The sequence below is a fragment of the Nocardiopsis sp. NPDC050513 genome, assembly GCF_044457925.1.
In the GTDB taxonomy this organism is placed as follows: Bacteria; Actinomycetota; Actinomycetes; order Streptosporangiales; family Streptosporangiaceae; genus Nocardiopsis.
On record NZ_JBITHK010000002.1, the window covers coordinates 483,095 to 508,248 of the forward strand.

Consider the following 25,154-nt stretch of genomic DNA (forward strand, 5'->3'; position numbering starts at 1 on the left):
CGACACGCCCTCGGCCCGGGGGCCGTTCCCCCACCGCCGGACCCGTTTCCCAGCTCGCCCCCCATGTCCCGTCCGTCCCAACGTCCGGCGAAAACCATGGAAGAGCCCACCCCGACCAGTACCTCCACCGCCACGAGACCGGTCAGACGCCGGTTCCCGGGTCTGCCGAGCCAGATCGCCTACGCACGCCGATTCGTCGCGCGCCAGCTCTCGGCCTGCCCTGAGCTGACCACGGCGACCCTGCTCACCAGCGAGCTCGCCACCAACGCCATCACCCACAGCGCGTCCGGCCGCGCGACGGGGAAGTTCGAGGTCTGCGTCCGCCAGGCGCCCGGCTGGGCCCGGGTCGAGGTGCGCGACCTGGGCAATCTCTCCGAGTCGCCGCAGCCCCAGCACCGGGACCCCTACGACACCGAAGAACACGGTCGGGGCCTGGATCTGGTCGAGGCGCTCTCCAGCGCGTGGGGCACCGAGCCCCGCGGCGACGGAATGGGGCGCAGGGTGTGGTTCGAGTTGGTGTGGGAGCGCGACGGCGACCCGCTCTGAGTCCGGGACGAGGGTCCCCGACGGTCTCGGCGGTACGCCGCCGCGCCTGGTCCGTGCGTCGCCGTCACTCCGTCGTGGGCGCGTCCGCGCCGCCCGTGTCGGAGGCCACGGGCAGGCGGAAGCGTTCGTACAGTCGTCGGGCGTAGTCCTTGGCCTCCTGGGACGGTTCCTCGCCCAGCTCGTCGCGGACCAGGTCGTCGAGGCTCTTGTTCGATTCGTCCATGTGACGCAGACTGCCTGGAGTGCCCGGAGAGCACAAATCAACGCCCCGGTGACCATGTGAAACACCCGCACGGCACACCGCCCGACGGACCGCCGCGACGGCGAGGGGGCGCCCCGCACCGTGTGCGGAACGCCCCCACCCGACGGGCTCCGGTCACCCGGAAGGGCCGGCGCCGTCAGCGTCCGACGGGCTCGCCCGTGGGCTCGGCCGAACCGCTGGTTCCGTTCGGCCCGGAAGCCCCGTTCATCGCCGGTACGGACCGGTCGACGCCGTCGGTGCCCCGCTTGGCGTGACGGCGCTCCCGACGGGCCGCCCGCCTGCGCGCGCGCCGCTCCTTGCCCGCCTCGACCAGCTGGTAGAGCACGGGGACCAGGATGAGCGTCAGCAGGGTGGACGAGACCAGGCCGCCGATCACCACGATCGCGACCGGGCCGGAGACGAACGCCCCGCCGCCGGTGAGACCGGTGGCCAGCGGCACGAGCGCCGCGATGGTGCCCGCCGCCGTCATGAGGATCGGCCGCAGGCGGTGCCGGGTGCCCTCGACGATCGCCTCGCCCAGCGGCATGCCGTTGGCCCTGTTCTGGTTGATCAGGTCCATGAGCACGATGGCGTTGGTGATCACCACGCCGATGAGCATGAGCATGCCGATCATGGCCGCCGCGCCGAGCGGGGTGCCGGTCAGCATGAGCAGGCCCAGCGAACCGGTCGCCGCGAAGGGCACCGACACCAGCAGCAGGAGCGGCTGGATCAGGCTCTTGAACGTCGCCACCATGATCAGGTAGCAGATGACGATCGCGGCGAGCAGCGCCATGGCCAGCTGGAGGAGGCCCTCCGTCTGGTCCTCGCTGACCCCGGCCAGCGTGGCGGTGGCGCCGGAGGGCAGGTCGAGCCCGTCCAGGGCCTGGCCGATCTCGGCGCTCACCGCGCCCAGGTCCGAGGCGGTCGGGCTGGCCGACACCGTGGTGCTGGTCACGCCGTCGATCCGGGTCAGCTCCGGAGGCTGCACGACCTCCTCCACGTCGGCGACGCGGTCCAGGCCCACCTCCTGCCCGGTGGGCGTGGTGAGGGTCAGGTCCTCCAGCTCCTCACGGGACTCCGGTGCCTCGTCGACCAGCACGACCACGTCGCGCCGGACGTCGTCGACGGTCGCGGTGCCCGCGCGCTGGCCGTTGAAGGCCGCGGCGACGGCCTGGCCGACCGCCGCCTCGCTCAGGCCCAGTTCGGCCGCCTCCTCGGCGTCGACGTGCACCTCCAGCGCCGTCTGGGAGGCGGACACGCCGTTGACGACGTCGTCGGCGCCGTCGATGCCGCGCAAGGCGTCCTCCACCATGCCCGCCGCCTCGGACAGGGCCTCCTGGTCCTCGGCCGTGACCCGGACCTCCAGGGCCGATCCGCCCATGCCTCCCGAGGCGTCGAGCCGGGGCTCGTACGCGGTGTCGAGGGCGGCGAACTCGTCCCGCAGCACCTCGCGGTTGCGCAGCTGGTCGGTGTCCGGGTCGGCGGTGATGGTGTAGCTGATCCGGTCGGCGCCGGCGGCCATCATCGGGTTGCCGCTGCCGCCGACGCTGACCTGGTAGTCGTCCACCCACGCCATGCCCTCGAGCAGGTCCTCGACCTTGGCGGCCTCGGTGTCGGCGGTCGCCAGGGAGGTGCCGGGCTCCAGGTCCTGCACCGCCATGTAGGTGTTCTGCTCCGCCTCGCCGAGCCAGTCCGTCTCCATGGTGGTCGCCATGACCACCGTGCCGCCGAAGACGAAGGTCGCGCCCGCCAGGACGACGGCGGTGGCGCTCCTCCGCCTGGTGGTGATCCACCGGATGATCGGGACGTACGCCCGCTGGAGCGGCGAACGCAGCTCGGCCCGGCTCTGTCGGCGCTCGATCTCCTCCTGCGTGGCGTCGCCGACCTCCTTGGGCCGCATGAACCAGTAGCACAGGACCGGGGTGAGGGTCAGCGCGACCAGCAGCGAGGCACCGAGCGCGATCGAGCTGGTCACGGCGAACGGCGTGAAGATCTCGCCGACCTCGCCGCCGACGAAGGCCATCGGCAGGAACACGGCGATGGTGGCGAACGAGGAGGACGCCACGGCGGTGGCGACCTCGCGGACGCCGTCCCGGACCGCCGCCATGCGCTCCTTGCCGTAGCCCATGTGGCGGCGGATGTTCTCCAGGACCACGATCGAGTCGTCGACCACCCGGCCGATCGCGATGGTCAGGGCCGCCAGGGTCAGCATGTTCAGGGTGAAGCCGAACGCCTGCATGCCCAGGAAGGTGGCCAGGATCGACACCGGGATCGACACCGCGACCACGAGCGTGGAGCGGATCGACAGGAGGAAGACCAGGATCACGACGACCGCCGCGACCAGGCCGAAACCGCCCGCCTCGAACATGTCGGCGATCGACTCGTTGATGAACGGAGCCTGGTCGAAGACGGGGGTGATGCTGATGTCGTCCCCGAGCAGGTCGGCCTGGTCGTCCAGGACCGACTCCACACCCTCCGAGATGTCGACGGTGTTGCCGTCGGGGGTGGCCATGACCATGAGCATGACGGCCGGTTCGCCGTTCACGCGGGAGATCTCGCTGGACTCCCGCGGGACCAGCGCCACGTCGGCGACCTCGGACAGCCGGACCGGCTCGGCCGCGGCGACCGGGGCGCCGGGCATCGCGGCACCGCTCTGGGCGGGCCGGATCCACACGTCCTCGATCTGTTCGAGGCTGGTGCGCTGCTCGCCTGTGGTGACGCTGAGCGTACGGTCGTCCTCGTCGATCGTGCCGCCGGCCTGGAGCAGACCGCTGCCCTCCAGCGCCTGGGCGATGTCCTGCGCGGTGAGGCCGGCCGACTCCAGGTCGTCCTCGTCCGGGGTGATCTCGACCCGCTCCTCCCCGACTCCCATGAGGACGGCGGAGCGCACCCCGGAGACCGACTCGATCTCCGGGATGAGGACGGTCTCCACGGTGGAGGCCATGTCCCGCTGTTCCAGGGTGTCGCTGCTGACCGCGAGGACCTGCGCGGGCAGCATGCTCGAGCCCATGGACGAGACGCTGGTGTCCACGCCCTCGGGCAGGAAGCCCTCCACCTGGTCGATCGCGACCTGGGTCTCGCGGACGAGTGCGGCCTGCTCGATCCCGTAGTCGAACTCGGCCTGGATCGTCGCGGTGCCGGTGCCGCTGGTGGACGTGACGGCGGTGATTCCCTCGACGCCCTGGACGGCCTGCTCCAGGGTTTCGGTGACCTGGCCCTCCACGACCTGGGGCGTGGCCCCCTCGTAGGTCGCGGTGACCGTGACCATCGGCAGCGAGAACTCGGGGAAGAGCTCGCGCTTGGCGCTCACGGCGGCGAGCGCGCCGAAGACCATGACCGCGAGGGTGATGAGGAGGATGAGCGCCCGGTTCCCGAGGGAGACGTTCGACAGGCGGTTCACGTGTGCGTCCCTTCCGTTCCGTGGGCCGGGGTCCCCGTGGGGGGTCGACCCGCGGCACGGATCGTTGTCGCCGATCTGGACATGAGGGGTTGTCGCTCCTAGTTCGCTGCCGTGTGGTGGTCTGGTCGCCCCGCCTGGCCGCGCGGGCGCACACCGATGACACCGGCCGTTCGGGCCGGTCGCCGGGTGTCACGGGGGTCGTGGTGGTCTTCCGAGGGCGGGCCCGGTGTTCGGGCTTCCGCGTCCGTCGGGCGCACCACTCACCATACGTCGCGTTATATCGGGACTTACGCTTCCCCGGCCCACTTCAGGGATCTCTCAGGGAGACGTCAGCCTTACGTCAGGGTCGGCACACGACCAAAGTCGGGGACGCCGTACGGCGGTCGGAGTACCGCGGGCCGACGTGGGTCCCCACGGACCGCACCGTGCCGCCGGAGTGCGGCGGGCGGTTCACCGGGGATGCACGGACCACCGGAACGGGGCCCGTGGGACCACCGCGGGCCCGGGTCCGGACGGGGCCGGGAAGACACGCGAGGACGCCCCTCCCCGCGCGTGGGCACGGCGCGGTGCCCCCCGCGGCTCAGGCCACGGAGGACCGCTCGTCGACCGGCGCGTGCGGCTGCGTCGTCCCCCACACGACACGGAGCAGGTCGTCCAGGGCGTGCGCGAGGGAGGCGTCGACCAGTTCGTAGCTGACCTGGCGCCCCCGGGCCTGGGTGCGGACCAGGCCGCAGTCGCGCAGGCACGCCAGGTGGTTGGAGACGTTCTGGCGGGTGAGCCCGAGCTGGTCGGCCAGGCCCGCCGGATAGTTGGGGCCGTCCAGGAGGGCCAGCAGCAGGCGGCAGCGGGTGGGGTCGGACAGGGCGCGCCCCAGGCGGTGGATGGCGGACAGGCGCTGCTCGGAGGTCAACATGAAAATCATTGTACATAGGTTGCTGTATAGACAGTTCCGACTGTATAAACAGTGGTGACTGAATCATGTGCCGGCGCCGGGACGGAGCCGGGACACGTCCGTCCGAGAGGGGTGCGCGATGGGTGCCGGACACGGGCACGGGCACGGCACGACGACCGCCGGGGCGGCCCACAGCAGGCGGTTGGCGCTCGCGCTGGGGCTGATGCTCGCCGTCGCCGTCATCCAGGTGGGCGGCGCCCTCGTCAGCGGCAGCCTCGCGCTCCTCGCCGACGCCGGGCACACCGCCACCGACTCCTTCGGGGTGGCTCTGGCCCTGGCCGCCGTGTGGCTCGCCGCCCGGCCCGCCACCACCAGGCGGACCTTCGGCTTCCAGCGCGCCGAGATCCTCGCCGCCGCCGTCAACGCGCTCGCGCTCTTCGCCCTGTGCGGCTTCATCGTCATCGAGGCGGTCGACCGGCTGCGGTCACCGGCCGAGGTGTCCGGCCCCGGAGTCGTGCTCGTGGCCGGTGTCGGCCTGGTCGCCAACGTCGTCGCGCTGCTCGTCCTGCGCTCGGGGGCCGAGGAGAGCCTCAACGTCCGGGGCGCCTACGTCGAGGTGATGAGCGACGCCCTGGCCTCGGTCGGCGTCATCGTGGGCGGCGTCGTGCTCTGGATGACCGGGTGGAGCCGCATCGACACGCTCATCTCCCTCGCCATCGCCGCCATCATCGTCCCCCGCGCGTGGTCGCTGCTCAAGGACGCCGTGCACATCCTGCTGGAGGCCACCCCGCGCGGGATGGACCTCGGCGAGGTCCGCGAACACCTGCTCGGCCACCCCTCCGTCGTCGACGTCCACGACCTGCACGCGTGGACCATCACCTCGGGCGTGCCCGTGATGTCGGCGCACGTGGTGGTGGACGAGGAACGGCTCCGGGACAGCGGGCGGATGCTCGACGAACTCCACGCCTGCCTGACCGGACACTTCGACGTGGAGCACTCGACCCTGCAGCTGGAGCCGCCCGGCCACGCCGACCACGAAGGCGCCAGACACGCCTGAGCACCGACGACGACCCGCGTTCCGTGACGCGTTCGGTCCGGACCTGATGGCAGAATCGTTCAGGTCCGGACAAGGCGTATGTGGAAACTCGGGTGGAAACGGGATCATGGGGTGGGTTCCCGATGGGGCGCGCGCGAACGCCGCGCAGACGGCCAGCGCGACCCGGCGGCTCCTGGGCCGTGTCCTGAGCCGGATCCCCCTGGGCGCGCGCCGCCCCTCCTCCGACCAGCGCTCGCCCTACCGGCCGCGCACAGCATGGGGCAAGCCCGCCCGCGCCTTCCTGTTGATGTTCGTGGCCGCCGACCTTCTGGGCGCCGGTCTGCTGATGACGCCCGCGGCCTCGACCGACGGTGAGGGGCTGGACTTCGTCGCGGCGGTCTTCACCTCGACCAGCGCGCTCGCCGTGTGCGGCCTGTCGGTGATCTCGATCGGCGGTCAGCTGTCCGTCTTCGGCCAGTCGGTGGTCCTCGTGCTGATCCAGGTCGGCGGCATCGGCATCATGACCCTGGCCTCCCTGCTCGGCTCCGCGCTCGTACAGCGGTTCAGCCTGCGCATGCAGCTCAACGTGCAGGCCGAGAACCGGGCACTGGCGGTCGGGGACGTCCGCGGGATCGTCAGCCGCGTGGCGCTGGTCTGCCTGGTGATCGAGGCGGGGACGTTCGCGGTCGTCATGCCCGCCATGTGGCTCGGGCACGGCATGGGCTTCGGCGAGGCCGCCTACTCGGCCTTCTTCCACTCGGTGTCGGCGTTCAACAACGCCGGTCTGTCCCTGTACGACGACAGCCTCACGCGCTTCTCCGGGGACGCGGTCATCCTCGGCGCCGTGGCCGTGGCCGTCGTCCTCGGCGGCATCGGCTTCCCCGTGCTCCTGGAACTGCACCGCCACTGGCGCGTCCCGAAGCACTGGAGCCTGCACACCCGGCTGACCATCGTCACGAGTTCCCTCCTGTTCGGGGTCTCGGCGGTCCTCGTGATCGCGATGGAGTGGGGCAACCCGGACACCCTGGGCGGTCTGCACTGGTGGGCGCGGATCACCGACGGATTCTTCCACGGGGTCATGCCGCGCAGCGGCGGTTTCAACGTCACCGACACCGGGGCGATGAACGACTCCACGCTCCTGCTCACCATCATGATGATGTTCGTGGGCAACGGAAGCGCCGGAACGGCGGGCGGCATCAAGGTCGCCACACTGGCGGTGCTCTTCCTCGTGCTGTGGTCGGAGGTGCGCGCGCACGACCGGGTCCACGTCTACGGCCGGCGCCTCCCCTCGGACATCATCCGGCAGGCCCTGAGCCTGACCTTCCTGTCCATGACGGTGGTGGCGGTGACGACCGTGTTCTTCCTGCACACCACCGCGTTCACCTTCATGGAGACCCTGTTCGAGGTGGTCTCGGCCGTGGGCGTGGTCGGTCTGTCGATGGGGATCACTCCCGAGCTGCCGCCGTGGGCCCAACTGCTGCTGGTCGTGCTGATGATCGCGGGACGCATCGGTCCGGTCACGTTCGTCACCGCCATCGCCTTCCGGGAGCGCAAGCGCCGCTACGACCTGGCCGAGGGCCGGACGATGATCGGTTGAACACCCGTACACGTAGTCACCGGAGGAAGGCCCCGTGCCGTACACCAAGAAGGAATCCGACAAACGCATCCTGGTCATCGGCCTGGGCCGGTTCGGCAGCTCCATGGCACTGGAGCTGGTCAACCACGGCTGGGAGGTGCTGGGGATGGACTCCAGCCCTCGCCTGGTGCAGATGTTCGCCGACGCGCTGACGCACACCGTCATCGCGGACGCCACCGACGACGAGGCGCTCCGGCAGATCGGCGCCGCGCAGTTCACCCACGCGGTCGTCGCGATCGGCTCGCACCTGGAGGAGAGCATCCTCGCCACGTCGCAGCTGGTCGACCTCGGCGTTCCCGACATCTGGGCCAAGGCGGTCAGCCGTCGGCACGGCCGCATCCTCGAACAGGTCGGAGCGCACCACGTGGTCCTGCCCGAGCACGACATGGGCGAGCGGGTCGCGCACCTGGTGTCGGGGCGGATGCTGGACTACGTCGAGTTGGAGGAGGGGTTCTCCCTCGGCAAGACGAAGGCGCCCAAGGAGCTCATCGGCAGGCCCCTGGCCGAGACCAGGGTCCGCCAGAAGTACGGGATCACGGTGGTGTCGGTCAAGCACCGGGGCGCGGCGTTCACCTACGCCAGCCGGGAGACCGTACTGAGCAAGGGGGACGTGATCGTGGTCGCGGGCCGCACCGAGGACGTGGAGCGGTTCGCCGAGGCGGACTGACGGGACGGGCGCGCCGCCGCACGTCGGGGACCGCCGGATCGGGATCTTCCTCACCACGGAGACAAATTGACAACCGTTTTCATTGTCCTCATGATGGTCCCATGCGAACTGGGACAACCGTGCGGGCCGCAGCCCTCGGCGCCGCGACACTCATGATGATCACCGCGTGCGGCGGCGGCGAGGGCGGGGCCGACGGCACGGAGGACGCCGGGCTGAGCCTCGTCACCGGCGTCTACCCCCTGGAGTGGCTCGCCGAGCAGGTCGGCGGCGACCGCGTCTCCGTCACCCAGCTCACCGAGCCCGGCAGCGAACCCCACGACCTCGAACTGACCGGCCGCCAGGTCGGCGAGGTCAGCGAGGCGGACGTCGCCTTCTACGTCTCGGGTCTCCAGCCCGCCGTCGACGAGGCCGTCGAACAGGAGGCGGCGGACGCCGCGCTCGACGTCGCCGACGTGGTCGAACTCCACGCCGTCGGGGACGGCGGAGGACACGACCACGAGGGCGAGGAGGAGCACGCCCACGAGGAGGAGGGACACGAGGACGGGGCCCACTCCGAGGAGGACGCACACGAGGAGGAGGGGCACTCCGAGGAGGAGGGGCACTCCGAGGAGGAGGGGCACGAGGAGGGCGACGGGCACGACCACGGCGACCTCGACCCCCACTTCTGGCTCGACGTCGACCTGATGGCGGAGGCCGCCCACGCCCTCGCGGACCGGATGGGCGAACTCGACCCGGACGGCGCACAGGCCTACGAGGACAACGCCGAGGCCGTCACCGCCGAACTGGAGGCGATCGGCCAGGAGTACGACTCGGGTCTCGCCGAGTGCGCGAGCCGCGAGGTGGTCGTCGGGCACACCGCGTTCTCCTACCTCACCGAGGCCCACGGCCTGGAGCAGATCGGCGTCAGCGGCGTCGACCCCGACACCGAACCCTCTCCCTCGCAGATCGCGGCGATCACGGACATCGTCTCCGAGCGCGGTGTCACGACGGTGTTCACCGAGCCGCTGATGCCCGCCGCGACCGCGGAGACCATCGCCGCGGAGACCGGCGCCGAGGTGGCGGTCCTCGACCCGCTCGAGGGCGTGACCGACCAGTCCCCCGGTGACGACTACCCGTCGATCATGCGGGGCAACCTCGCCGCGCTGACCACGGCCCTGGACTGCGGCTGACCGAACAGGACCATCTCCCTCCCCCTCCCGAGCCCCACCGGCCCCCCTGCCGGTGGGGCTCACCCGTCCGCGCGCTCCCCTGCTCGGGAAACGCCCCTTCGTCCGCGTGCTCTGTCGTCTTGTCGGGGCGTTTGTCCGGCCCCCCGTCGCTCCGCGGCGGGGGGCCGATTACATGGCGCTTACATCGCGCGAAAGCCCGGGACAAGTGGCCGCCGTCACGCTAGTCTTGTGAATCGCGACAGTGCTGATGCACGTGCATATGTCAGTGCATCAGCACGGCACTTCCCCTCAAGCGACAAAGGAGCAGCAGAGCACATGACCGCACACAACGGCATCACCGCGACCGAGCTCACCGGTGTGGCCTGGCAGAAGGCGAAGCGCAGCAACTCCCAGGGCGCCTGCGTGGAGATGGCACGGCTGGGCGACGGCTCGATCGCCGTGCGCAACTCCCGCTTCCCGTCCGGGCCCGCGCTGGTCTACACCCAGGAGGAGATCGACTGCCTCATCCTGGGCGCCAAGGACGGTGACTTCGACAACCTGCTGAGCTGACGTCCGAACGATCCGACGGCACGGTCCGGACTTCCCTTCGGACGGCCGTCCACCCGAGCGGCCGCGCCGGGACTCTCTCACCCTGGTCGGGCGGCCGCGACACCTGGGGGCTCCGCCGTCGTGACGGAGCCCCCAGGACCGCCGGGTCGGCGCGCGACCCGCGCCGGATCAGGGCACGCGCGTGTCCCCCGGTCGAACGCGTGGACCTCAGTCCCTCTCCAGGTCCGCCAGCATCTCCTCGAGCATCTCCAGCGTCTCGTCCGGCGTGGCCGCCGCGACGCTCAGCCTGGTCATCGCCTTGGTGTAGGCCTCAACCACGCTGCGGCGGTCGACGATCTCACCGTCGGTCAGCTGTTCCAGGTAGAGCAGGTCCGCGAGCTCGAAGTCGGAGTAGCGCAGGAGGGTGAACGACCCCGCCTCGGCGGCGTGCGCGCCCACCTCGAAGGGGACGATCTGGAGGGTGATGTTGTCGTAGTCCCGGCAGAACTCGATCAGCCGCCGGATCTGCCCGCGCATGATCTCCCGGCCGCGCGTCTTGCCGCCGATGGGCCGACGGACGGCCGCCTCGTCGAGGATGACCCACATGCGCATGTCCTTGTCGCGGTCGAGCCGCTGCTGTCTGCGCAGTCTGGCCTCGATCCGCTGCTCGGTGACCATGTCGGTCTCGACGCCGCCGGAGATGATCTCGCGCGCGTACTCCTCGGTCTGGAGCAGACCGGGCACGAACTGGGACTCGTAGATCCGGATGTGGTCGGCGGCCTCCTCGAATCCGACGTAGCGGACGAACCACTTGTGCAGGGAGTCGCCGTACTCCTTCCACCAGCCCGGCTTGTTCGATTCACGGGCCACTTCGAGGAATTGCCTGACGACCTTACGGTCGGTGACCCCGTACATCTTGAGGAGGTCCTCGATATCCCGGAGCTTGAAACCGACCCGGCCGAGTTCCATCCGGCTGATCTTGGACGCGGACGCGCGAATCCGGTTGCCCGCGTCCTCGCGGGTGATACCACGCTGTTCGCGGTACTGCCGAAGCTCGTGCCCGAGGAGCATGCGACGCACGGTGGGGCCACTCCCCTTGCGCAATCGAGCGATATCCACCTTCGCCGCCTCTCTGTCATTCCCCGAACAAGGGTATCCTGACCGATCGGACACCTTTGCCGCGCGGCCAGGACACCACACGTACACGATATAGCCAATGCGTCCGTACGCACGGAGCCACATCCGGTCACCGGACCGCCACGGAGCCCCTCGACCGGTCGCGGGCACGGAGGGCGGCGGGGCCGGTCGTCCACCGGGCCCCGGGGCGCGCCTCACACGAATTGCGCCCAAACGAACTTTCCGCTGGGAGGTGTCGGAATCACTCCCCACTCTCGCGCGAAAGCACTCACCAGTGCAAGCCCCCGCCCACCTTCGAGGGTCAGGTCCGGCTGCCTTCTGCGCGGCCACCGTTCTCCGCCGTCGCGAACCGCGCAGATGAATTCGCGGCCGCTGCGCATCAGGGAGAGCTGAATACCGCCCTCGCCGCTCCTGGCCACCGGCAGCGGCGCGCCGTGGCGGACCGCATTGGTGACCAATTCGGAAACGACGACCGAGACATCGTCGGACAAGTACCCCATCTCCCATTCGCGGAGAAGGGCCCCGGATATCTCCCGTGCGGCGCCCACCGCGTCCGGCCGGGGCTCGAAGGCCCACGTGACGGCGTCGTGGCGGTCACCGCACACGGGCGTGTTCCACCGGCTGGAACCGTGCTTCAGGACTCTGAACCACCAGCCGCCGGCCGGTTCCGCCACCGCCTCCGCACATTCCATGCCTTCCACTCCTCCCCGGCGCCCGTGCCCCGAACACGTCCCTGCCGTCGTACGCTTTCGGAAAACGACGAGAAGTCCGCGCTCCGCGTTGAGGATCGGCGCGACGACCCCTCAGCGCGTGCCACTGCACGGTTCGAATGCACGTGCACCCTGGCCTTGGAGGCAATCGTAGGCCAAGGCATGACAATGTGCAGGGAAACCGGGACACCCATCGTGCACGAGGATTACGGCGCACGTCAGGGGGCCGCGGAGAACTTCCGTATTCACCACCCCGGCGACCTACCGACCGGTAGGCATGACGGTAGGATTCCCCCGCGCCCACCCGTGAACCTTGGAGGTAACACCATGTCCCCCACACCCCGTGTGGCCATCGTGACCGGCGCGGCCCGAGGAATCGGCGCCGCCACCGCCGAGCGGTTGGCGCGAGAGGGCCGGGCCGTGGCCGTGCTGGACCTGAAGGAGACCGACGCCCAGGAGGTCGTGGACCGGATCACGGCCGAGGGAGGTCGGGCGGTCGCGGTCGGCTGCGACGTGTCCGACGCCGACCAGGTGGCGGCCGCAGTCGACACGGTCGCCGAGCGGCTGGGCCCGCCGCAGATCCTGGTGAACAACGCCGGGGTCCTCCGCGACAACCTGCTGTTCAAGATGTCGGTGGAGGACTGGGACACCGTGATGAACGTGCACCTGCGGGGCGCGTTCCTCATGAGCCGGGCCGCCCAGGCGCACATGACCGAACACGGCTGGGGCCGGATCGTCAACCTGTCCAGCTCCTCCGCGCAGGGCAACCGCGGGCAGGCCAACTACTCCGCGGCCAAGGCGGGCCTCCAGGGGTTCACCAAGACCCTCGCCATCGAGCTGGGCAAGTTCGGCGTCACGTGCAACGCGGTCGCGCCGGGGTTCGTCGAGACGGACATGACACGGGCGACCGCCGAGCGGATCGGCGTCGACTACGCGGCCATGAAGGAGTTCAAGGCCGCCGAGATCCCGGTGCGGCGCGTGGGCGTGCCGGAGGACATCGCCAACACGATCGCCTTCCTCACGGGTGAGGGCGCGGGCTTCGTGTCCGGTCAGGTCATCTACGTCGCGGGCGGCCCGCTCGACTGACAGCCGTGCGGGAGGGCGCCTGAGGCGCCCTCCCGCGCCGTTCAGGCGGCGTGCGGCTCGAACCACACCGAGTCGATGTCGTGCCCGGCCGTCAGCCGGACATCCGCGTCGAGCGCTGCCGCGAGTCGGCGCAGCAGGTCGACCGTCGGTGCTGTCCCGCCTTCCTCGATGCACTCGATCTCGTCAGTAATCATGGCCGCCCGTTCAGCCAGCTCGTCCACGGAGAGCCCCAGAGCCGTCCGCCGGTCGTAGAGTGCCTTACCGAAGGCTAGGGCCTCCCGAATCGCGATCCGCTCCGGGTCTTCGGGCCGAGGATCCGGACGCACCCAACGCGTGTGGTAACCAGCCATCACACCCGCCTCTCGTAGCTCTCAACGACCGGCCCGTCATGCTCGTTCGCGCAGATCTTCTGCGCCCGAACCGCCCTGTCGATCTGCCGTTGATCATGCTGCTTCGTTTTGCGGAAGACCGTGAGCAGCACGATCCTGCCGTCGGGTCTGCACCAGTACGTTACACGGGCGGCCACTCCTCGCAAGCGAACGCGTAGCTCCCATACCGGCCCCTCCAGATGGTCTGACCAGGGGCCACCCAGTCCACTTCCTCGCTCGGCCAGCATCCCGGCGACCTCGTCCACGCGTTTGAAGTCACTGTCGCTCAGACTGTCAAGCCAGTCACGTACCTCTGGCTCCATCTCGAAGTCGTGCAGTTCACGCACTCTGGGCTCCCACCTTGTCAGAACTGCGCCAACAGTAGTGTCCCATCACCCACGGTGACATGCGTTTCGCGGGATCTCCGGGCCCACCGGGGTCAGCTCAGAGAAGTCCGAGGGCGGTAGGAAACACCGCGGTTCCAGGTCAGTACATAGCGCGCAACCAGCGGTCCGCTCGACTGACAGCCGGGCGGGAGGGCGCCTGAGGCGCCCTCCCGCACCGTTCAGGCGGCGTGCGGCTCGAACCACACCGAGTCGATGTCGTGCCCGGCCGTCAGCCGGACATCCGCGTCGAGCGCTGCCGCGAGTCGGCGCAGCAGGTCGACCGTCGGTGCGGTCCCGCCTTCCTCGATGCACGCGATCCCGTCGGTGGTCATGGCTGGCCGCCGATCGTACGGTGCCCTGCCGAAGGCCGGGGCCTCTCGGACCGCGATCCGCTCCGGGTCATCGGACCGAGGTTCCGGACGCACCCGGCGCGTGCCCTCCGGGGGCCTCGATCTCCCCGATCACGACGGACACCAGTTCCTCGACCATGCCCACACCCGAGACGTAGTCGGGGTGGTCGTCGGAGAGCACGGCGACCAGGTACTCCCGGTCCGGGCCGACCACGTAGCCCACGCTGTTGATGTTCCACAGGCCGCCGTTGCTCCGGCGCGGGACCCAGCCGTTCTTCAGGCCCACGGTGTCCACCGGACCGGCCGCGGCGCTGACCCCCCACGCCTGTTCGGGGGCGACCGACTCCATCAGGGCGCGCACGTAGGCGCGGTCCGCCTCCGACAGAGGGCTGTCGTCGGTGTACAGGGCGCGCAGCAGGCGGATCTGGTCGGAGGCGGTGGTGAGCGTGGCTCCCCACCTCCCGCGCGGATGCGGTTCGGTTCCGGTGAATCCGAGCCTCCGGGCGCCCCGCTCGAAGCCCTCGGTGAAGCCGGCGCGCAGGTAGAGGCCGTCGGTGACCACGTTGTCGCTGTAGCGGATCATCCGCTCGGCCTGGGCGCGCTCAGCGGCGGTCAGGTCACGCCCCTCCTCGGCGGCGCGCAGGAGCAGCAGGGTGAGGACGGTCAGCTTGACCGTGCTGGCCGTGTAGAAGGGGTCCTGCGGCGCGTGGCTGAACGTGGTGCCCGTGCGCAGGTCCTGCACGGCGATGCCGCAGCGCACACCGCGGTCCTCGATGACCGCCGCGACCCGCGCCGCGAGCTCGTCCTTCCGCTCCGGCGTGAGCACGGAGCCGCCCGCGGGGTGTTCGCCGTCCTGGGGCTCGGGCGCGGTCAGCACAGGGGGAGCGTCTCCCACCGCGACACCCACCGGGCCGGGGTTCCCGCGCACGGCCGAGCCCGCCCCGGGCAGGACGAGGGCCATGGCCACAGCCACCGTGACCGCCGCGAGCGCGCGCGGCCAGGTGCGCGAGTCGGCAAAAGAACGCCGCGGCACGCTATCACCGGTCCGTGAGCGGGTGGATTGGGCTGTTTTGCCCATTATCAACCCACAGACCGGAATCTGATCCAGCCGATATGCAATCGGAATGGCCGATTACGGACCTTTTCCGGACGTTCCTTCCCGTGGACCGTGCGTCTCCTCGTCGATACCGCGGGCCACGAGGGCCTCGCCGGTCGCGTCGGCCATCCGCAGCAGCTGGACGATCACCGGCACCACGAGCAGGTAGGGGCGCCCGGACAGGCCCCGGGCCTGGTACCCCTCCCGGGCGGACCGCCAGGCCACCTGGACCATCGGCACGGAGCGGACGGTCAGGGCGAGGACCAGGGCGACGCGGTCGGGGTTGACCCCCACACGGGCCAGGGGCCGGGCCGTGCGCTCGAAGAGGTCGAGCATGGCGTGCACCCGTGTGGTCAGCGTGACGGCGTTGGCCAGCAGCACGAGCGCGGCCAGCTGCGCGCAGAGCCGCAGGGCCGTCTGCCAGTCCCCGAACAGGGTCTGGAAGACCCCGATGACCAGAAGGAACGGCCACAGGACGCGCAGTGCGCCCAAGGCGTGGCGCGGGGGGAGGCCGACCGCCGGATACAGGACGAGGGCAGCGGCCAGGACGCCCACCGCGAGCCAGTGGTGGGAGGCGACGATCAGGGCGACGCCGACCAGCAGCAGGACCAGCAGTTTGGGCCCGGCCGGGACCCGGTGCAGCGGCCCCGCCCCCGGCACGTAGAGGCCGATCACCGGTCGGCCCCCTCGACCATGCGGTCGGTGTAGAACGTGACCGCCGCATCGGGGGCGCCGTCGAAGACCACGCGGCCGTCGTCGATCACCAGGACGCGGTCGAAGTCCGCGAGCAGGTCCAGGTCGTGGGTGAAGAGGACGACCTGTTGGTCGAGGCCGTCCAGCGTGCGGTGCACCATACGGGTGTTGCGCAGGTCGAGCAGGGTGGTGGGCTCGTCGCAGACCAGCACGTCGGGTTCGGTGACCAGGACCGACGCCAGGGCCAGGAGCTGCTTCTGGCCTCCCGAGAGCAGGTGCCCGGGGTGGTCCCGGTGCCCGTCCAGGCCGAACCGCTTCAGGATCCGGTCGACCCGGCGGGCGGTCTCGTCGGCGCCCAGCCGCAGGGCGCGCAGCCCGATCTCCACGTCCTCGACGACGGTCGGCATGATGATCTGGTGCGCCGCGTCGGAGAAGACGAACCCGACCCTGCGGCGGATCCGCCTGGCGTGGCGCCGGGTGTCCCACTCCCCCAGCGACACCGTGCCCCGGTCCGGGACGACGAGGCCGTTGAGGGTCCGGGCCAGCGTGGACTTGCCGGACCCGTTGGCCCCGATCACGCCGATGCGGTGCTCGGCGAGATCGAGGGTGACGTCGCGCAGCACGGCGCGGCCGTCGTAGGAGTGGGACACCCCCTCCAGGCAGAGCATCAGGCGGCCTCGTCGGGGAGCGGGCGTCCGGCGGGCGGGATCGGGTAGGCGCGGTACACGGTGGCCGCGATCAGGGCGGTGACCACGGCCTTGGCCGCGTCACCGGGCAGGAAGGCGAGCATCGAGTACCCGGCGGCGAGGACGCCGTCGCCGAGGACCACGGCCATCCACGGCACGCCGATCGCGTAGATGACGAGGATGCCGCCGACCAGGTTGATCCCCAGGCCCTTGACGAAGGAGTACCTGCCGCCGCGGACCATGAGGTCGGTGAGCACGCCGATCACCAGGGCGGCGAAGATCCAGCTGACGATGAAGCCCGCGGAGGGTCCGGCCAGGACGGCCAGACCGCCGCGGCCGCCCGCGAAGAGGGGGAGCCCGGCGAGGCCGAGCGCCAGGAAGGCGGCGACGGCGAGGGTGCCGCGCTTCCAGCCGAGGAGGCTGGGGGCGAGCATGATGCCGAGGGTCTGGAGGGTGATCGGCACGGGGGAGAAGGGGATGGGGATCGCCACGGCGACGCTCAGCGCCGCGATGAGGGCGGCGAAGACGGCGATGAGCGACAGGTCGCGGGCGGTGAGGCCCTTGTAGCGAACGCGGGCGGTCGTCGGGGTGGACATTGGGGACTTCCTCGGGGAGATGTCGGGGGTGGACCAGACACCATTGTCCGTTATGTCCATTACGCCGAGGTAGACCGGGACACACAGAACGGCACGCCCCGGTGTTGTGGGAGTCCGCCTGAGACGCGCGTCACTCCGCGCGGGAGGCGGAGTCCGTGCGGAGGGAGGTCAGCAGGGCGGTCCAGTCGGCTCCCGGAAGGGTCAGGTGGCCGAATGCTGCCGGGGCCTCGCACTGGTGAACGCGCTCGCCGCGCGCTGCGGGCGCTCCCGGTCGGTGTTCGGCTCCGGCGTGTTCTTCGAGCTGTGTCGGGACGTCCCCGAACTCCTGTCCCCCGTGGTTCCGCTTCCCCTGCCGCGCCAGCCCTGACGTGCTCGGCCCCGTCACCGGCGCGGCCCGCCGCCGACGGGGACCGTCGGCGGCGGGCCGCGTCAGGCGTCACACCAGGCGCAGCCACACCGCCGCGTCCGTGGGGAGCAGGCCGTCCTCGACCGGCTCACTGGCCAGGACCACGTCGGCATCCCCGGGCAGCGGGTACGGCGCGTCCGCGAAGTTGACCACGCACCGCACGCCCTCGCCCCGGTCGAAGGAGAGGACCCCTTCCGGTGAGGAGGTCCAGGACATCTCCGCCGAGACCAGGCCCGGCTCACTCCGGCGCACGCGCAGCGCCTCCCGGTACAGGTTCAGCATCGAGTCCGACCGTGCGGCCTCAGCCTCGGCGGTCAGCTCGCGCCAGGCCGCCGGTTGGGGCAGCCACGGCTCCGCGCCGCCGAATCCGAACGGCGGCTCCTCCCCCGCCCAGGGCAGCGGCACGCGACACCCGTCGCGGCCGGGGTCGGTGTGCCCCGACCGCTCCCACGTGGGGTCCTGGAGCACCTCGGGCGGCAGGTCCTCGACCTCCCACAGCCCCAGTTCCTCGCCCTGGTAGAGGTAGACGCTTCCGGGCAGGGCCAACGACAGCAGCGCGGCGGCCCGCGCCCGGCGGGTGCCCGACTCCAGGTCGACCGGGACGTCCGAGACCAGTCCCAGGTTCTTGTTCTGGGCGTGGAGGGGGCGGCCGAAGCGCGAGACGTGGCGCACCACGTCGTGATTGGACAGTACCCACGTCACCGGGGCGCCGATCGGACTCAGGGCCGCGAAGGAGTCGTCGATCGCCCCGCGCATGGCCTTGGCCTCCCAGGACGCCTCCAGGAAGTGGAAGTTGAACGCGGTGTGCAGCTCGTCGGGGCGCAGGTAGCGCGCCAGGCGCTCGGGACTGGGCACCCACGCCTCGGCGGCGAAAACCCGGTCCCCGTCGTACTCGTCGGCGATCGCGCGCCAGGCCCGGTAGATCTCGTGCACGCCGTCGCGGTCGGCGTGGGGGTGCTCGGCCCCGTCCCGGGTCAGATGCTGGTCGTGCTCGTGCCGGGGGAAGTCGGGCAGGTCGGGGTGCTTGACCAGACCGTGCGCGACGTCGATGCGGAACCCGTCCACGCCCTTGTCGAACCAGAAGCGCAGGATCGACTCGAACTCGGCGCGCACCTCCGGGTGCTCCCAGTTCAGGTCCGGCTGCTCGGGAGCGAACAGGTGCAGGTACCACTGGCCCGGCGTGCCGTCGGCATTGGTGGTGCGCGTCCAGGCCGGACCGCCGAAGGCCGCGCGCCAGTCGTTGGGCGGCTGGTCCCCGCCGGGGCCCTTGCCGTCGCGGAACAGGAACCGCTCGCGCGCGGGCGAGCCGGGGGCCGCCGCGAGCGCCTCCTGGAACCAGGCGTGCTGGTCGGAGACGTGGTTGGGCACGATGTCGAGGATGACGCGGATGCCGTGGTCGTGCGCCTCGGCGATGAACTCGATCCCCTCCTCCAGGGTGCCCAGGACGGGATCGATCCGGCGGAAATCGGCGACGTCGTAGCCGCCGTCGGCCATGGGCGACAGGTACCAGGGGTTGATCCATACGGCGTCCACGCCCAGGTCGCGTAGGTAGGGCAGGCGTGCGCGCAGTCCGGCGACGTCACCGACCCCGTCGCCGTTCCCGTCCGCGAAGCTCCGGATGTAGATCTGGTAGACGGCGGCGGTACGCCACCACTCACCGCCTCCGGCGGGGCGGGGCGCGAGGATGTCGGTCATGGAGGCTCCGTTTCGGTGGGTCTGGGACGTCATTTGACCGCCCCGGCGGTCAGTCCGTCGACGATCCTGCGCTGGAAGAACAGCACCAGGAGAACCAACGGGATCGTGACGATCACGCCGGCGGCCATCTGGGTGCCGAACGGCGTCTCGAACTGGGTCGCGCCCGTGAACCGGGACAGCGCGACGGGCGCGGTCTGCATCGCGGCGTCGTTGGTCATGGTCAGCGCGATGAGGAACTCGTTCCACGCGGCGATGAAGGTGATGATCGCCGTGGTGAAGATGCCCGGCGCCGCCAACGGCAGGATGACCTTGCGGAACGCCTGCCCCTGGGTGCAGCCGTCCATCATGGCCGCCTCCTCCAGCGCCATGGGCATCTGGCGGAAGAACGCCGTGAGGATCCACACCGCCAGCGGCAGCGCGAACGACATGCTGGGGACGATCATCGCCTGGTAGGTGTTGATCCACCCGATGTCGGCGAAGAGCCGCAGCAGCGGGACCACGAGGGAGACCACGGGGAACATCGACGTGGCGATGATCGTGGTCAGCACCAGGCGTTTGAACGGGAAGTTGAGCCGAGCCACCGCGTAGGCGGTGAGGATCGCGATGAACAGGGCGCACGCCGTCGTGATACCTGCGACGACGATGCTGTTCAGCAGCGCGCGTCCGAACCCCATCTGCGGGTCGACCACCGCGACGTAGTTCTCGGCGGACACCACCGACGGCAGCGGCGAGTTCTCGAAGATGTCGGAGGTGCGGCGCAGGCTGGAGACGACCATCCAGTAGAAGGGCGCCAGGCAGAACACCACGATGCCCAGGATTCCGATCGAGGTCAGCCACTCGGAGGGCCGGTACCGGCGGCGCCGGACCGAGGACCGTGGGTCATCCGTGCGACGCGTACCCCCCTGGGGCCGCCGCGGGTGCGCCGGTGCCTCGGACGCTCGTGCCTGTCTGGAGGCGGTGGCCGGGTTCATCGGGCGTCCCCCTTGGCGGTGCGGTGCAGCAGTCGGGCACCGAGCGGACGGCGCGGCCGCTCCTTGGCGCCGTCCTCGCCGACGACGTCGGCGCCGAGCAGTTTGACGAAGGTGAAGGCGATCAGGAAGACGAGCAGGAAGAGGAGCACCGCATAGGCCGAGGCCGGTCCGAAACGCACGTTGGCGGCCTCGTCCTGGGCCAACATCGACAGTGTCTCCACCGAGCTCTTGCGGGGTCCGATGAGGACGTAGGGCATGTCGAACATGCGCATGGTGTCCAGGACACGGAAGAGGACGGCGACCAGGAGCGCGGGGCGGACCATGGGCAGGGTGATGTGCCAGAACCGCGCCCAGGCCGAGGCCCCGTCCACCCTGGCCGCCTCGTACACCTCCCCCGGGATCATCTGCAGTCCGGCCAGGACCAGCAGCCCGATGAAGGGCGAGGTCTTCCACACCTCTGCGATGATGACGGCCATCTGGGCCTGGACACCCTCGGCGGTCCACAGGACCTGTCCCGGTAGCAGGGCGTTGGCGACGCCGTCCGCGTTGAAGATCCATCGCCACAGCAGCGCGGCCACCGCCGTGGGGACCGCCCAGGGGATGAGGATGCTGGCCCTGACCACGGCTCGACCGCGCAGCGCCCTGGCCATGACCAGCGCCATCAGCACACCCAGGACGGTCTCCAGGGACACGGCGGTCACGGTGAAGAAGAGGGTGTTGGCGAACGCGTTCCAGAAGCGGGCGCCGTTCTCGGTGAAGACGGCCAGGTAGTTCTCCAGGCCGACGAACGGGTCGGTGTCGCTGACGAAGCCGGTGTCGGGGTCCAGGCCCGGCGCGCCGTACAGCGATTGCCGTACGGCGGACAGGGCCGGATAGAGGACGACGACGGCCAGAACGATGAACGTGGGCGCGGTCAGCAGGGCGCCGAGGGAGCCTGAGCTCCACGTGCGCCGATGGGCGCGCGCGTCTTGGGAACGCGGTCGTGGCCCGGGGCGGGTCTGTGTCTGTGCCATGGGTGGTCCCTTGTCGGATCCGCGCCGGTCAGGACGTGAGGCCTTCGAGGCGGGCCTGGAGGTCGCTCAGGGCCTGCTCGGCGGTCTTGTCACCGGTGAGGGCGGCGTAGGCCTCGTCCTGGATGGCGGCGGTGGTGTCGCCGTAGCGGACCACGCGCGGGCGCGGCACCCCGTTGAGGATGGACTCCCTCAGGACGGGCAGGTACGGGTACTCCTCGACCAGTGAGGGGTCGTCGTACAGGTGCGCGTAGGCGGGGGCGAGGGAGGCCTCACGGAGCGCACGCAGCTGCTTCTCCTCGCTGGTGAAGTACTCGATGAAGTCCAGGGCGGTCGCCCTGTTCTCGGCGAAGGCGGAGACGGCGAGGTTGTGACCGCCCAGGCTGGAGGTGCCGGGGCCGTTCAGGCCCGGCAGGGGGGCCACGTCGAAGAGCCCGGCGACCTCGCTGGATCCGTCCTCGGCATTGGCCAGGGCGTACTGGTAGGGCCACTGGCGGTGGAAGACGAGTTCGCCGTCCTGGAAGGCCTGACGGCCCTGCTCCTCCTGGTAGGTGACGGCCTCGCGGGGGATGAGCCCGTCGTCGAAGGCACCGACGAGGAAGTCCAGTCCCTCACGGGCCTCGGGCGAGTCCACGGTCACCGTGCCGCCCTCGTCCACGATCGAGCCCCCGGCCGAGCCCACGGCCTCGGCGAAGTTGACGGTGAGGCCCTCGTACTTCTCGAACTGGCCCGCGTAGCAGGACATGTCCGCGGCCTCGGGGAGGGCCAGAACGGCCTCGCAGACCGCCGTCATCTCCGCCCAGGTCTCGGGCGGACCGTCGATCCCGGCGGCCTCCAGCAGGTCGGTGCGGTAGTAGAGCATCGCTCCGTCGGAACTCTCGGGAACCGAGAACAGGCGCCCCTGGTACTCGCCCGTGGCCACGACGGGCTCCATCATGGCGTCGAGGTCGAAGCGGTCACGGGGCAGCTCGTCGATCCACCCGTTGGCGGCGAACTCCGCCGTCCACACCACGTCCACCGAGAGCACGGTGAAGGTGTCGGCCTGGGTCTGGGCGTTCTGGATCATCTGCTGACGCTGGGCGTCGGGCTGCTCGGGCAGCTCGATGAAGGTGACCTGCTCGTCAGGGTGGTCCTGGTTCCAGTCGTCGATGATGAGCGGGACGAGACCGGTGGAGTCGGCTCCCGCGACGTAGGTGATGGGGCCGCGCCCCTCGAAGCCGTCCGGACCCGAGGCCTCGCCGTCGGTGGCGCAGGAGGTCGTCACCACGACCAGGGTCGAGGCCAGTGCCGCGCCCGTCAGGGCTCTCTTGGGGCTCTTCATGTCGTCACTCCTCGTGGAGTCGGCGGAGGGGAACGTGGTCGGGTGGCACGGCCCTGTCGGCCATGCCTCCCCAGCGCCGCCTGACAACGTTGTCTCGGCGCGTCGGAGGACGGGGGTGGATCGCCCCTGGATCCCAACCTGAACTTCGCCACGCGCCCACCTGGGGGAACGCCGGGCGAAGCTTTAGCTAAATCGAATTAGCATGAGTATGTGCGACACGTCACTCCACTGTCAACAGGTAACTTGCCAGTAATGACCTTGACGCAATCGGGATCCGGGGCCAGCCTGGACGCTTCCAGCCCCTGAAGGAAGCCACGCATGCCCAAGCGACGCGTCACCCTCGCCCAGGTGGCCGAGGAAGCGGGCGTCTCCTCCACCACCGCCTCGTTCGTGCTCTCCGGACGCACGGACATGCGGATCTCCGTCGACGCGCAACGGCGCGTCCGCGAGGCGGCCGACCGCCTGCGCTACCGCCCCAACCTCACCGCGCGGGGCCTGCGCACCAACGTCACGCACACGCTCGGCCTGGTCTCGGACACCATCGCGACCAGCCAGTTCACCGGTGAGATCATCCAGGGGGCCGTGGACGAGGCGACCGCGCACCAGCGCATGTTGTTCGTGGGCGAGACCCAGGGGAACCTCGACCTGGAGTCGCGGCTGATCCAGGAACTGCTCGACCGGCAGGTGGACGGCTTCGTCTACGCGGTCATGGGCCCGCGCCCCTGCGCTCCACCCGACCTGCTGCGGACCCGTCCCACCGTCCTGTTGCAGTGCATCGCCGACTCCTTCGACGTCCCCAACGTCATGCCCGACGACGTGGGGGCCGGGCGCGAGGCCGCGCTCGCCCTCATGGCCGCGGGCCACCGCGAGGGCGTCTACGCCGTCGGAGCCCACCACCGAAGTGAGCGGCTGCCCGAGGGCATTCCGGCGGGCCGGGCGCGCATGCGGGGTGTGGAGGAGGTCCTCGATGAGTACGGCGTCCGTCTCGCCGGGACCTTCCAGTGCCGATGGGAGCCCGCCGAGAGCTACGAGGCGGTGAGCTCGCTCCTGGACTCCGGCATCCGGCCGCGCGCGCTGATCTGCGCCAACGACCGCGTGGCCATGGGCGCCTACCAGGCATTGCAGGGCCGGGGTCTACGAATCCCCGAGGACACCTCCGTGGTGTCCTTCGACGACTCCGACCTCGCCGTCTGGCTGCGCCCGGCCCTGAGTTCGGTGGACCTGCCCTACTACGAGATGGGCCGACTGGCGGTCCGGCTCCTGGTGGACCCCGACCGGAAGGCGGGGGTCCACCAGGTACCCATGCGGATGGTGGCGCGCGACTCCGTGGCCCCGCCCGCAGGCCGGACCGACCCGGCGGCTACTCGCTCCGGCGGACGCGCTTGATCGGCACTGGAAGCACGCAGACCGGGTCGGGCACCGCCATGCGGTGACCCGTGTCGTCGGGCACGCCGGTGTCGGGGTCGATCCGCAGGGCGAGCAGGCAGTCCCCGTTCTGCGCGGCGACGACGACGTGGTCGGGATCGCCGTGGTGACCCCGTACGACGGCGAAGTGGCGGGGCCACGCGCCGACGGGTGTGTCGGCCAGGTGCTCCAGGCGGGCCCCGGCGTCGCGGACGGCGAAGGTGGACAGCACGTCCGCGCCCCGGTTGGCCACGTACACGCGATCGTGGTGCACGGCGATCTCGGCGGGGAAGTTGGTCCCGGCGGCCTCGTGCGCGGTGGCGGGGACCGAGCCCACGTGCTCACCCTTGTCCGAGGTGTGGTCCCACCGCACGACGTGCACGCGCGAGTCCAGCTCACCGGTGACGTACAGGTGGGCGACGAACTCGTCCGCCCGGTACACGGCGGCGTGGCGGGGCCCCGCCCCCGACGGCAGCGCGACCACGGAGGGTGAGCCCTGCCCCGGGTGGAGCCGGCGTGGACCGCGGTCGAGCGGCGCCGCCGCCATCGCGGACCGGTGGACGCGCAGTTCGTCGGTACCGAGGTCGGCCACCAGCCAGGTGGTGACGACCTCGTGCTGCTCCAGCAGGGTCAGGGCGGTGGCGCTGTGCGCGTGCGGCCCGTCCTGGCGGTCGGCGACCGGCCCGGCGCCGGTGTGCCCGAACCGCGCGGTGCGCTCGCCCAGGGAGCCGTCCCGGGCCAGGCCGTGGAAGGTCACGACCCCGTCGAGGTAGTTGCTCACCGCGAGTTCCGAACGCGTGGCGCGCACGTGGCACGGCGCACCCCCGCCGGACGGCACGGAGCCGAGTTCGGTGAGCGTCGCGTCCCCCGACACGCGGAAGGCGGTGACCGTTCCCTCGACACGCTCGTTGACCGCGTACACCGCGTACCCCTCGGCGCCCTCGCCCGTGGTGTTGAGCGCCAGGAAGGAGGGCCCTGGGGTGCGGGCGGCGGTACCGCCGTCGGTCATCTCCCCGGTGGCGGGGTCGAACCAGACCCGGTGGATGCCCTCGCCCCGGCCGGGCGGGTCGGAGTCGGGCGTGTAGGTGCCCACGAAGAGGAGACGCCGCCGCTGGTCCACCGAG

27 protein-coding genes are annotated in these 25,154 nt (G+C 70.7%); 10 read left to right on the forward strand and 17 right to left on the reverse strand.

Translation table 11 applies throughout. The features are described 5' to 3' along the window. Nucleotides 1-96 precede the first annotated feature (96 nt). Nucleotides 97-546: an ATP-binding protein gene (locus ACIBFB_RS04710; protein WP_397226203.1), complete on the forward strand. Its 450-nt coding sequence runs from the start codon at nucleotides 97-99 to the stop codon at nucleotides 544-546. A 64-nt stretch (nucleotides 547-610) separates the two neighbouring features. Here ACIBFB_RS04710 and ACIBFB_RS04715 read toward each other — a convergent pair whose 3' ends face one another. The 3 genes from ACIBFB_RS04715 to ACIBFB_RS04725 form a co-directional block, all read right to left on the reverse strand. Further along, a complete protein-coding gene (locus ACIBFB_RS04715; RefSeq protein ID WP_397226205.1) occupies nucleotides 611-769 on the reverse strand; it encodes a hypothetical protein in 159 nt (52 codons plus the stop codon). A gap of 175 nt (nucleotides 770-944) precedes the next feature. Continuing rightward, on the reverse strand, nucleotides 945-4,187 hold the full coding sequence (locus ACIBFB_RS04720) for an efflux RND transporter permease subunit (RefSeq protein WP_397226207.1): 3,243 nt from the start codon (nucleotides 4,185-4,187) through the stop codon (nucleotides 945-947). Nucleotides 4,188-4,767: 580 nt separating this feature from the next. After that, complete coding sequence (locus ACIBFB_RS04725; protein WP_397226209.1) at nucleotides 4,768-5,100, reverse strand: ArsR/SmtB family transcription factor; 333 nt, start codon at nucleotides 5,098-5,100, stop codon at nucleotides 4,768-4,770. Nucleotides 5,101-5,218: 118 nt separating this feature from the next. Between ACIBFB_RS04725 and ACIBFB_RS04730 the strand changes: the two genes are divergently transcribed. From ACIBFB_RS04730 to ACIBFB_RS04750, 5 genes are all read left to right on the forward strand, one after another. Then, entirely contained in the window at nucleotides 5,219-6,136 is a 918-nt protein-coding gene (locus ACIBFB_RS04730) for a cation diffusion facilitator family transporter (RefSeq protein WP_397226211.1), read from the forward strand. A 106-nt stretch (nucleotides 6,137-6,242) separates the two neighbouring features. Then, nucleotides 6,243-7,712 (forward strand): TrkH family potassium uptake protein, encoded by a 1,470-nt coding sequence (locus tag ACIBFB_RS04735; RefSeq protein ID WP_397226213.1) that lies wholly within the window; start codon nucleotides 6,243-6,245, stop codon nucleotides 7,710-7,712. Nucleotides 7,713-7,746: 34 nt separating this feature from the next. Further along, the gene (locus ACIBFB_RS04740; RefSeq protein WP_397226215.1) at nucleotides 7,747-8,418 is read left to right on the forward strand and encodes a potassium channel family protein; all 672 of its coding nucleotides are present in this window, start codon (nucleotides 7,747-7,749) and stop codon (nucleotides 8,416-8,418) included. 101 nt (nucleotides 8,419-8,519) lie between these two features. Then, nucleotides 8,520-9,587 carry a metal ABC transporter substrate-binding protein gene (locus ACIBFB_RS04745; RefSeq protein ID WP_397226217.1) on the forward strand — a complete coding sequence of 356 codons (1,068 nt, stop codon included), beginning with the start codon at nucleotides 8,520-8,522 and terminating at the stop codon, nucleotides 9,585-9,587. A gap of 315 nt (nucleotides 9,588-9,902) precedes the next feature. Beyond that, nucleotides 9,903-10,136 carry a DUF397 domain-containing protein gene (locus ACIBFB_RS04750; protein ID WP_358571008.1) on the forward strand — a complete coding sequence of 78 codons (234 nt, stop codon included), beginning with the start codon at nucleotides 9,903-9,905 and terminating at the stop codon, nucleotides 10,134-10,136. Between the two features lie 207 nt (nucleotides 10,137-10,343). Here the strand turns inward: ACIBFB_RS04750 and ACIBFB_RS04755 are convergent, their stop codons facing one another. After that, the gene (locus tag ACIBFB_RS04755) at nucleotides 10,344-11,186 is read right to left on the reverse strand and encodes a helix-turn-helix domain-containing protein (protein WP_397226220.1); all 843 of its coding nucleotides are present in this window, start codon (nucleotides 11,184-11,186) and stop codon (nucleotides 10,344-10,346) included. A 260-nt stretch (nucleotides 11,187-11,446) separates the two neighbouring features. Beyond that, complete coding sequence (locus tag ACIBFB_RS04760) at nucleotides 11,447-11,944, reverse strand: ATP-binding protein (RefSeq protein WP_397226222.1); 498 nt, start codon at nucleotides 11,942-11,944, stop codon at nucleotides 11,447-11,449. A gap of 345 nt (nucleotides 11,945-12,289) precedes the next feature. On the opposite strand from ACIBFB_RS04760, the gene ACIBFB_RS04765 reads away from it, so the two are divergent. Beyond that, nucleotides 12,290-13,048, forward strand: coding sequence for an SDR family oxidoreductase (locus ACIBFB_RS04765; protein ID WP_397226224.1), 759 nt, complete (start codon nucleotides 12,290-12,292; stop codon nucleotides 13,046-13,048). 41 nt (nucleotides 13,049-13,089) lie between these two features. Here ACIBFB_RS04765 and ACIBFB_RS04770 read toward each other — a convergent pair whose 3' ends face one another. The 4 genes from ACIBFB_RS04770 to ACIBFB_RS04785 form a co-directional block, all read right to left on the reverse strand. Next, nucleotides 13,090-13,398 carry a helix-turn-helix domain-containing protein gene (locus tag ACIBFB_RS04770; RefSeq protein ID WP_397226226.1) on the reverse strand — a complete coding sequence of 103 codons (309 nt, stop codon included), beginning with the start codon at nucleotides 13,396-13,398 and terminating at the stop codon, nucleotides 13,090-13,092. Next, complete coding sequence (locus tag ACIBFB_RS04775) at nucleotides 13,398-13,763, reverse strand: type II toxin-antitoxin system RelE/ParE family toxin (protein WP_397226228.1); 366 nt, start codon at nucleotides 13,761-13,763, stop codon at nucleotides 13,398-13,400. Before ACIBFB_RS04775 ends, ACIBFB_RS04770 begins: the two co-directional genes overlap by 1 nt. A 218-nt stretch (nucleotides 13,764-13,981) precedes the next feature. Beyond that, entirely contained in the window at nucleotides 13,982-14,134 is a 153-nt protein-coding gene (locus ACIBFB_RS04780) for a hypothetical protein (RefSeq protein ID WP_397226230.1), read from the reverse strand. Between the two features lie 67 nt (nucleotides 14,135-14,201). Further along, nucleotides 14,202-15,113 (reverse strand): serine hydrolase, encoded by a 912-nt coding sequence (locus tag ACIBFB_RS04785; RefSeq protein WP_397226232.1) that lies wholly within the window; start codon nucleotides 15,111-15,113, stop codon nucleotides 14,202-14,204. On the opposite strand from ACIBFB_RS04785, the gene ACIBFB_RS04790 reads away from it, so the two are divergent. Further along, the gene (locus ACIBFB_RS04790; RefSeq protein WP_397226234.1) at nucleotides 15,112-15,255 is read left to right on the forward strand and encodes a hypothetical protein; all 144 of its coding nucleotides are present in this window, start codon (nucleotides 15,112-15,114) and stop codon (nucleotides 15,253-15,255) included. The genes ACIBFB_RS04785 and ACIBFB_RS04790 overlap by 2 nt on opposite strands. Before the next feature lie 29 nt (nucleotides 15,256-15,284). Here the strand turns inward: ACIBFB_RS04790 and ACIBFB_RS04795 are convergent, their stop codons facing one another. The 3 genes from ACIBFB_RS04795 to ACIBFB_RS04805 are packed head-to-tail and all read right to left on the reverse strand — an operon-like array spanning nucleotide 15,285 to nucleotide 17,223. Continuing rightward, nucleotides 15,285-15,923, reverse strand: a complete 639-nt coding sequence (locus ACIBFB_RS04795; protein ID WP_397226236.1) for an energy-coupling factor transporter transmembrane component T family protein — start codon at nucleotides 15,921-15,923, stop codon at nucleotides 15,285-15,287. Beyond that, complete coding sequence (locus ACIBFB_RS04800) at nucleotides 15,920-16,609, reverse strand: energy-coupling factor ABC transporter ATP-binding protein (protein ID WP_397226238.1); 690 nt, start codon at nucleotides 16,607-16,609, stop codon at nucleotides 15,920-15,922. Before ACIBFB_RS04800 ends, ACIBFB_RS04795 begins: the two co-directional genes overlap by 4 nt. Further along, entirely contained in the window at nucleotides 16,609-17,223 is a 615-nt protein-coding gene (locus ACIBFB_RS04805; RefSeq protein WP_397226240.1) for a biotin transporter BioY, read from the reverse strand. The genes ACIBFB_RS04800 and ACIBFB_RS04805 overlap by 1 nt, the downstream gene beginning before the upstream one ends. A gap of 235 nt (nucleotides 17,224-17,458) precedes the next feature. Between ACIBFB_RS04805 and ACIBFB_RS04810 the strand changes: the two genes are divergently transcribed. Next, nucleotides 17,459-17,590, forward strand: coding sequence for a hypothetical protein (locus ACIBFB_RS04810; protein WP_397226242.1), 132 nt, complete (start codon nucleotides 17,459-17,461; stop codon nucleotides 17,588-17,590). Between the two features lie 69 nt (nucleotides 17,591-17,659). Here ACIBFB_RS04810 and ACIBFB_RS04815 read toward each other — a convergent pair whose 3' ends face one another. From ACIBFB_RS04815 to ACIBFB_RS04830, 4 genes are all read right to left on the reverse strand, one after another. Continuing rightward, nucleotides 17,660-19,324 (reverse strand): glycoside hydrolase family 13 protein, encoded by a 1,665-nt coding sequence (locus ACIBFB_RS04815; RefSeq protein WP_397226244.1) that lies wholly within the window; start codon nucleotides 19,322-19,324, stop codon nucleotides 17,660-17,662. A 29-nt stretch (nucleotides 19,325-19,353) separates the two neighbouring features. Beyond that, nucleotides 19,354-20,130, reverse strand: coding sequence for a carbohydrate ABC transporter permease (locus ACIBFB_RS04820; RefSeq protein ID WP_397226246.1), 777 nt, complete (start codon nucleotides 20,128-20,130; stop codon nucleotides 19,354-19,356). A gap of 161 nt (nucleotides 20,131-20,291) precedes the next feature. Further along, the gene (locus ACIBFB_RS04825) at nucleotides 20,292-21,308 is read right to left on the reverse strand and encodes a carbohydrate ABC transporter permease (RefSeq protein ID WP_397226249.1); all 1,017 of its coding nucleotides are present in this window, start codon (nucleotides 21,306-21,308) and stop codon (nucleotides 20,292-20,294) included. 28 nt (nucleotides 21,309-21,336) lie between these two features. Then, a complete protein-coding gene (locus tag ACIBFB_RS04830) occupies nucleotides 21,337-22,626 on the reverse strand; it encodes an ABC transporter substrate-binding protein (protein WP_397226251.1) in 1,290 nt (429 codons plus the stop codon). Between the two features lie 318 nt (nucleotides 22,627-22,944). Between ACIBFB_RS04830 and ACIBFB_RS04835 the strand changes: the two genes are divergently transcribed. Beyond that, nucleotides 22,945-24,012 (forward strand): LacI family DNA-binding transcriptional regulator, encoded by a 1,068-nt coding sequence (locus ACIBFB_RS04835; RefSeq protein WP_397226253.1) that lies wholly within the window; start codon nucleotides 22,945-22,947, stop codon nucleotides 24,010-24,012. Here ACIBFB_RS04835 and ACIBFB_RS04840 read toward each other — a convergent pair. Continuing rightward, a complete protein-coding gene (locus tag ACIBFB_RS04840) occupies nucleotides 23,987-25,150 on the reverse strand; it encodes a lactonase family protein (RefSeq protein WP_397226255.1) in 1,164 nt (387 codons plus the stop codon). The genes ACIBFB_RS04835 and ACIBFB_RS04840 overlap by 26 nt on opposite strands. Between the last annotated feature and the right edge of the window lie 4 nt (nucleotides 25,151-25,154).

Bases quoted from the DNA above. Each gene is read 5' to 3' on its own strand.
- ACIBFB_RS04710 (WP_397226203.1), top strand. From the start codon at position 97: ATGGAAGAGCCCACCCCGACCAGTACCTCCACCGCCACGAGACCGGTC.
- ACIBFB_RS04715 (WP_397226205.1), bottom strand. From the start codon at position 769: ATGGACGAATCGAACAAGAGCCTCGACGACCTGGTCCGCGACGAGCTG.
- ACIBFB_RS04725 (WP_397226209.1), bottom strand. From the start codon at position 5,100: ATGTTGACCTCCGAGCAGCGCCTGTCCGCCATCCACCGCCTGGGGCGC.
- ACIBFB_RS04730 (WP_397226211.1), top strand. From the start codon at position 5,219: ATGGGTGCCGGACACGGGCACGGGCACGGCACGACGACCGCCGGGGCG.
- ACIBFB_RS04735 (WP_397226213.1), top strand. From the start codon at position 6,243: ATGGGGTGGGTTCCCGATGGGGCGCGCGCGAACGCCGCGCAGACGGCC.
- ACIBFB_RS04745 (WP_397226217.1), top strand. From the start codon at position 8,520: ATGCGAACTGGGACAACCGTGCGGGCCGCAGCCCTCGGCGCCGCGACA.
- ACIBFB_RS04750 (WP_358571008.1), top strand. From the start codon at position 9,903: ATGACCGCACACAACGGCATCACCGCGACCGAGCTCACCGGTGTGGCC.
- ACIBFB_RS04755 (WP_397226220.1), bottom strand. From the start codon at position 11,186: ATGCTCCTCGGGCACGAGCTTCGGCAGTACCGCGAACAGCGTGGTATC.
- ACIBFB_RS04760 (WP_397226222.1), bottom strand. From the start codon at position 11,944: ATGGAATGTGCGGAGGCGGTGGCGGAACCGGCCGGCGGCTGGTGGTTC.
- ACIBFB_RS04765 (WP_397226224.1), top strand. From the start codon at position 12,290: ATGTCCCCCACACCCCGTGTGGCCATCGTGACCGGCGCGGCCCGAGGA.
- ACIBFB_RS04770 (WP_397226226.1), bottom strand. From the start codon at position 13,398: ATGGCTGGTTACCACACGCGTTGGGTGCGTCCGGATCCTCGGCCCGAA.
- ACIBFB_RS04780 (WP_397226230.1), bottom strand. From the start codon at position 14,134: ATGACCACCGACGGGATCGCGTGCATCGAGGAAGGCGGGACCGCACCG.
- ACIBFB_RS04790 (WP_397226234.1), top strand. From the start codon at position 15,112: ATGGCCACAGCCACCGTGACCGCCGCGAGCGCGCGCGGCCAGGTGCGC.
- ACIBFB_RS04785 (WP_397226232.1), bottom strand. From the start codon at position 15,113: ATGGCCCTCGTCCTGCCCGGGGCGGGCTCGGCCGTGCGCGGGAACCCC.
- ACIBFB_RS04800 (WP_397226238.1), bottom strand. From the start codon at position 16,609: ATGCTCTGCCTGGAGGGGGTGTCCCACTCCTACGACGGCCGCGCCGTG.
- ACIBFB_RS04805 (WP_397226240.1), bottom strand. From the start codon at position 17,223: ATGTCCACCCCGACGACCGCCCGCGTTCGCTACAAGGGCCTCACCGCC.
- ACIBFB_RS04815 (WP_397226244.1), bottom strand. From the start codon at position 19,324: ATGACCGACATCCTCGCGCCCCGCCCCGCCGGAGGCGGTGAGTGGTGG.
- ACIBFB_RS04825 (WP_397226249.1), bottom strand. From the start codon at position 21,308: ATGGCACAGACACAGACCCGCCCCGGGCCACGACCGCGTTCCCAAGAC.
- ACIBFB_RS04830 (WP_397226251.1), bottom strand. From the start codon at position 22,626: ATGAAGAGCCCCAAGAGAGCCCTGACGGGCGCGGCACTGGCCTCGACC.
- ACIBFB_RS04835 (WP_397226253.1), top strand. From the start codon at position 22,945: ATGCCCAAGCGACGCGTCACCCTCGCCCAGGTGGCCGAGGAAGCGGGC.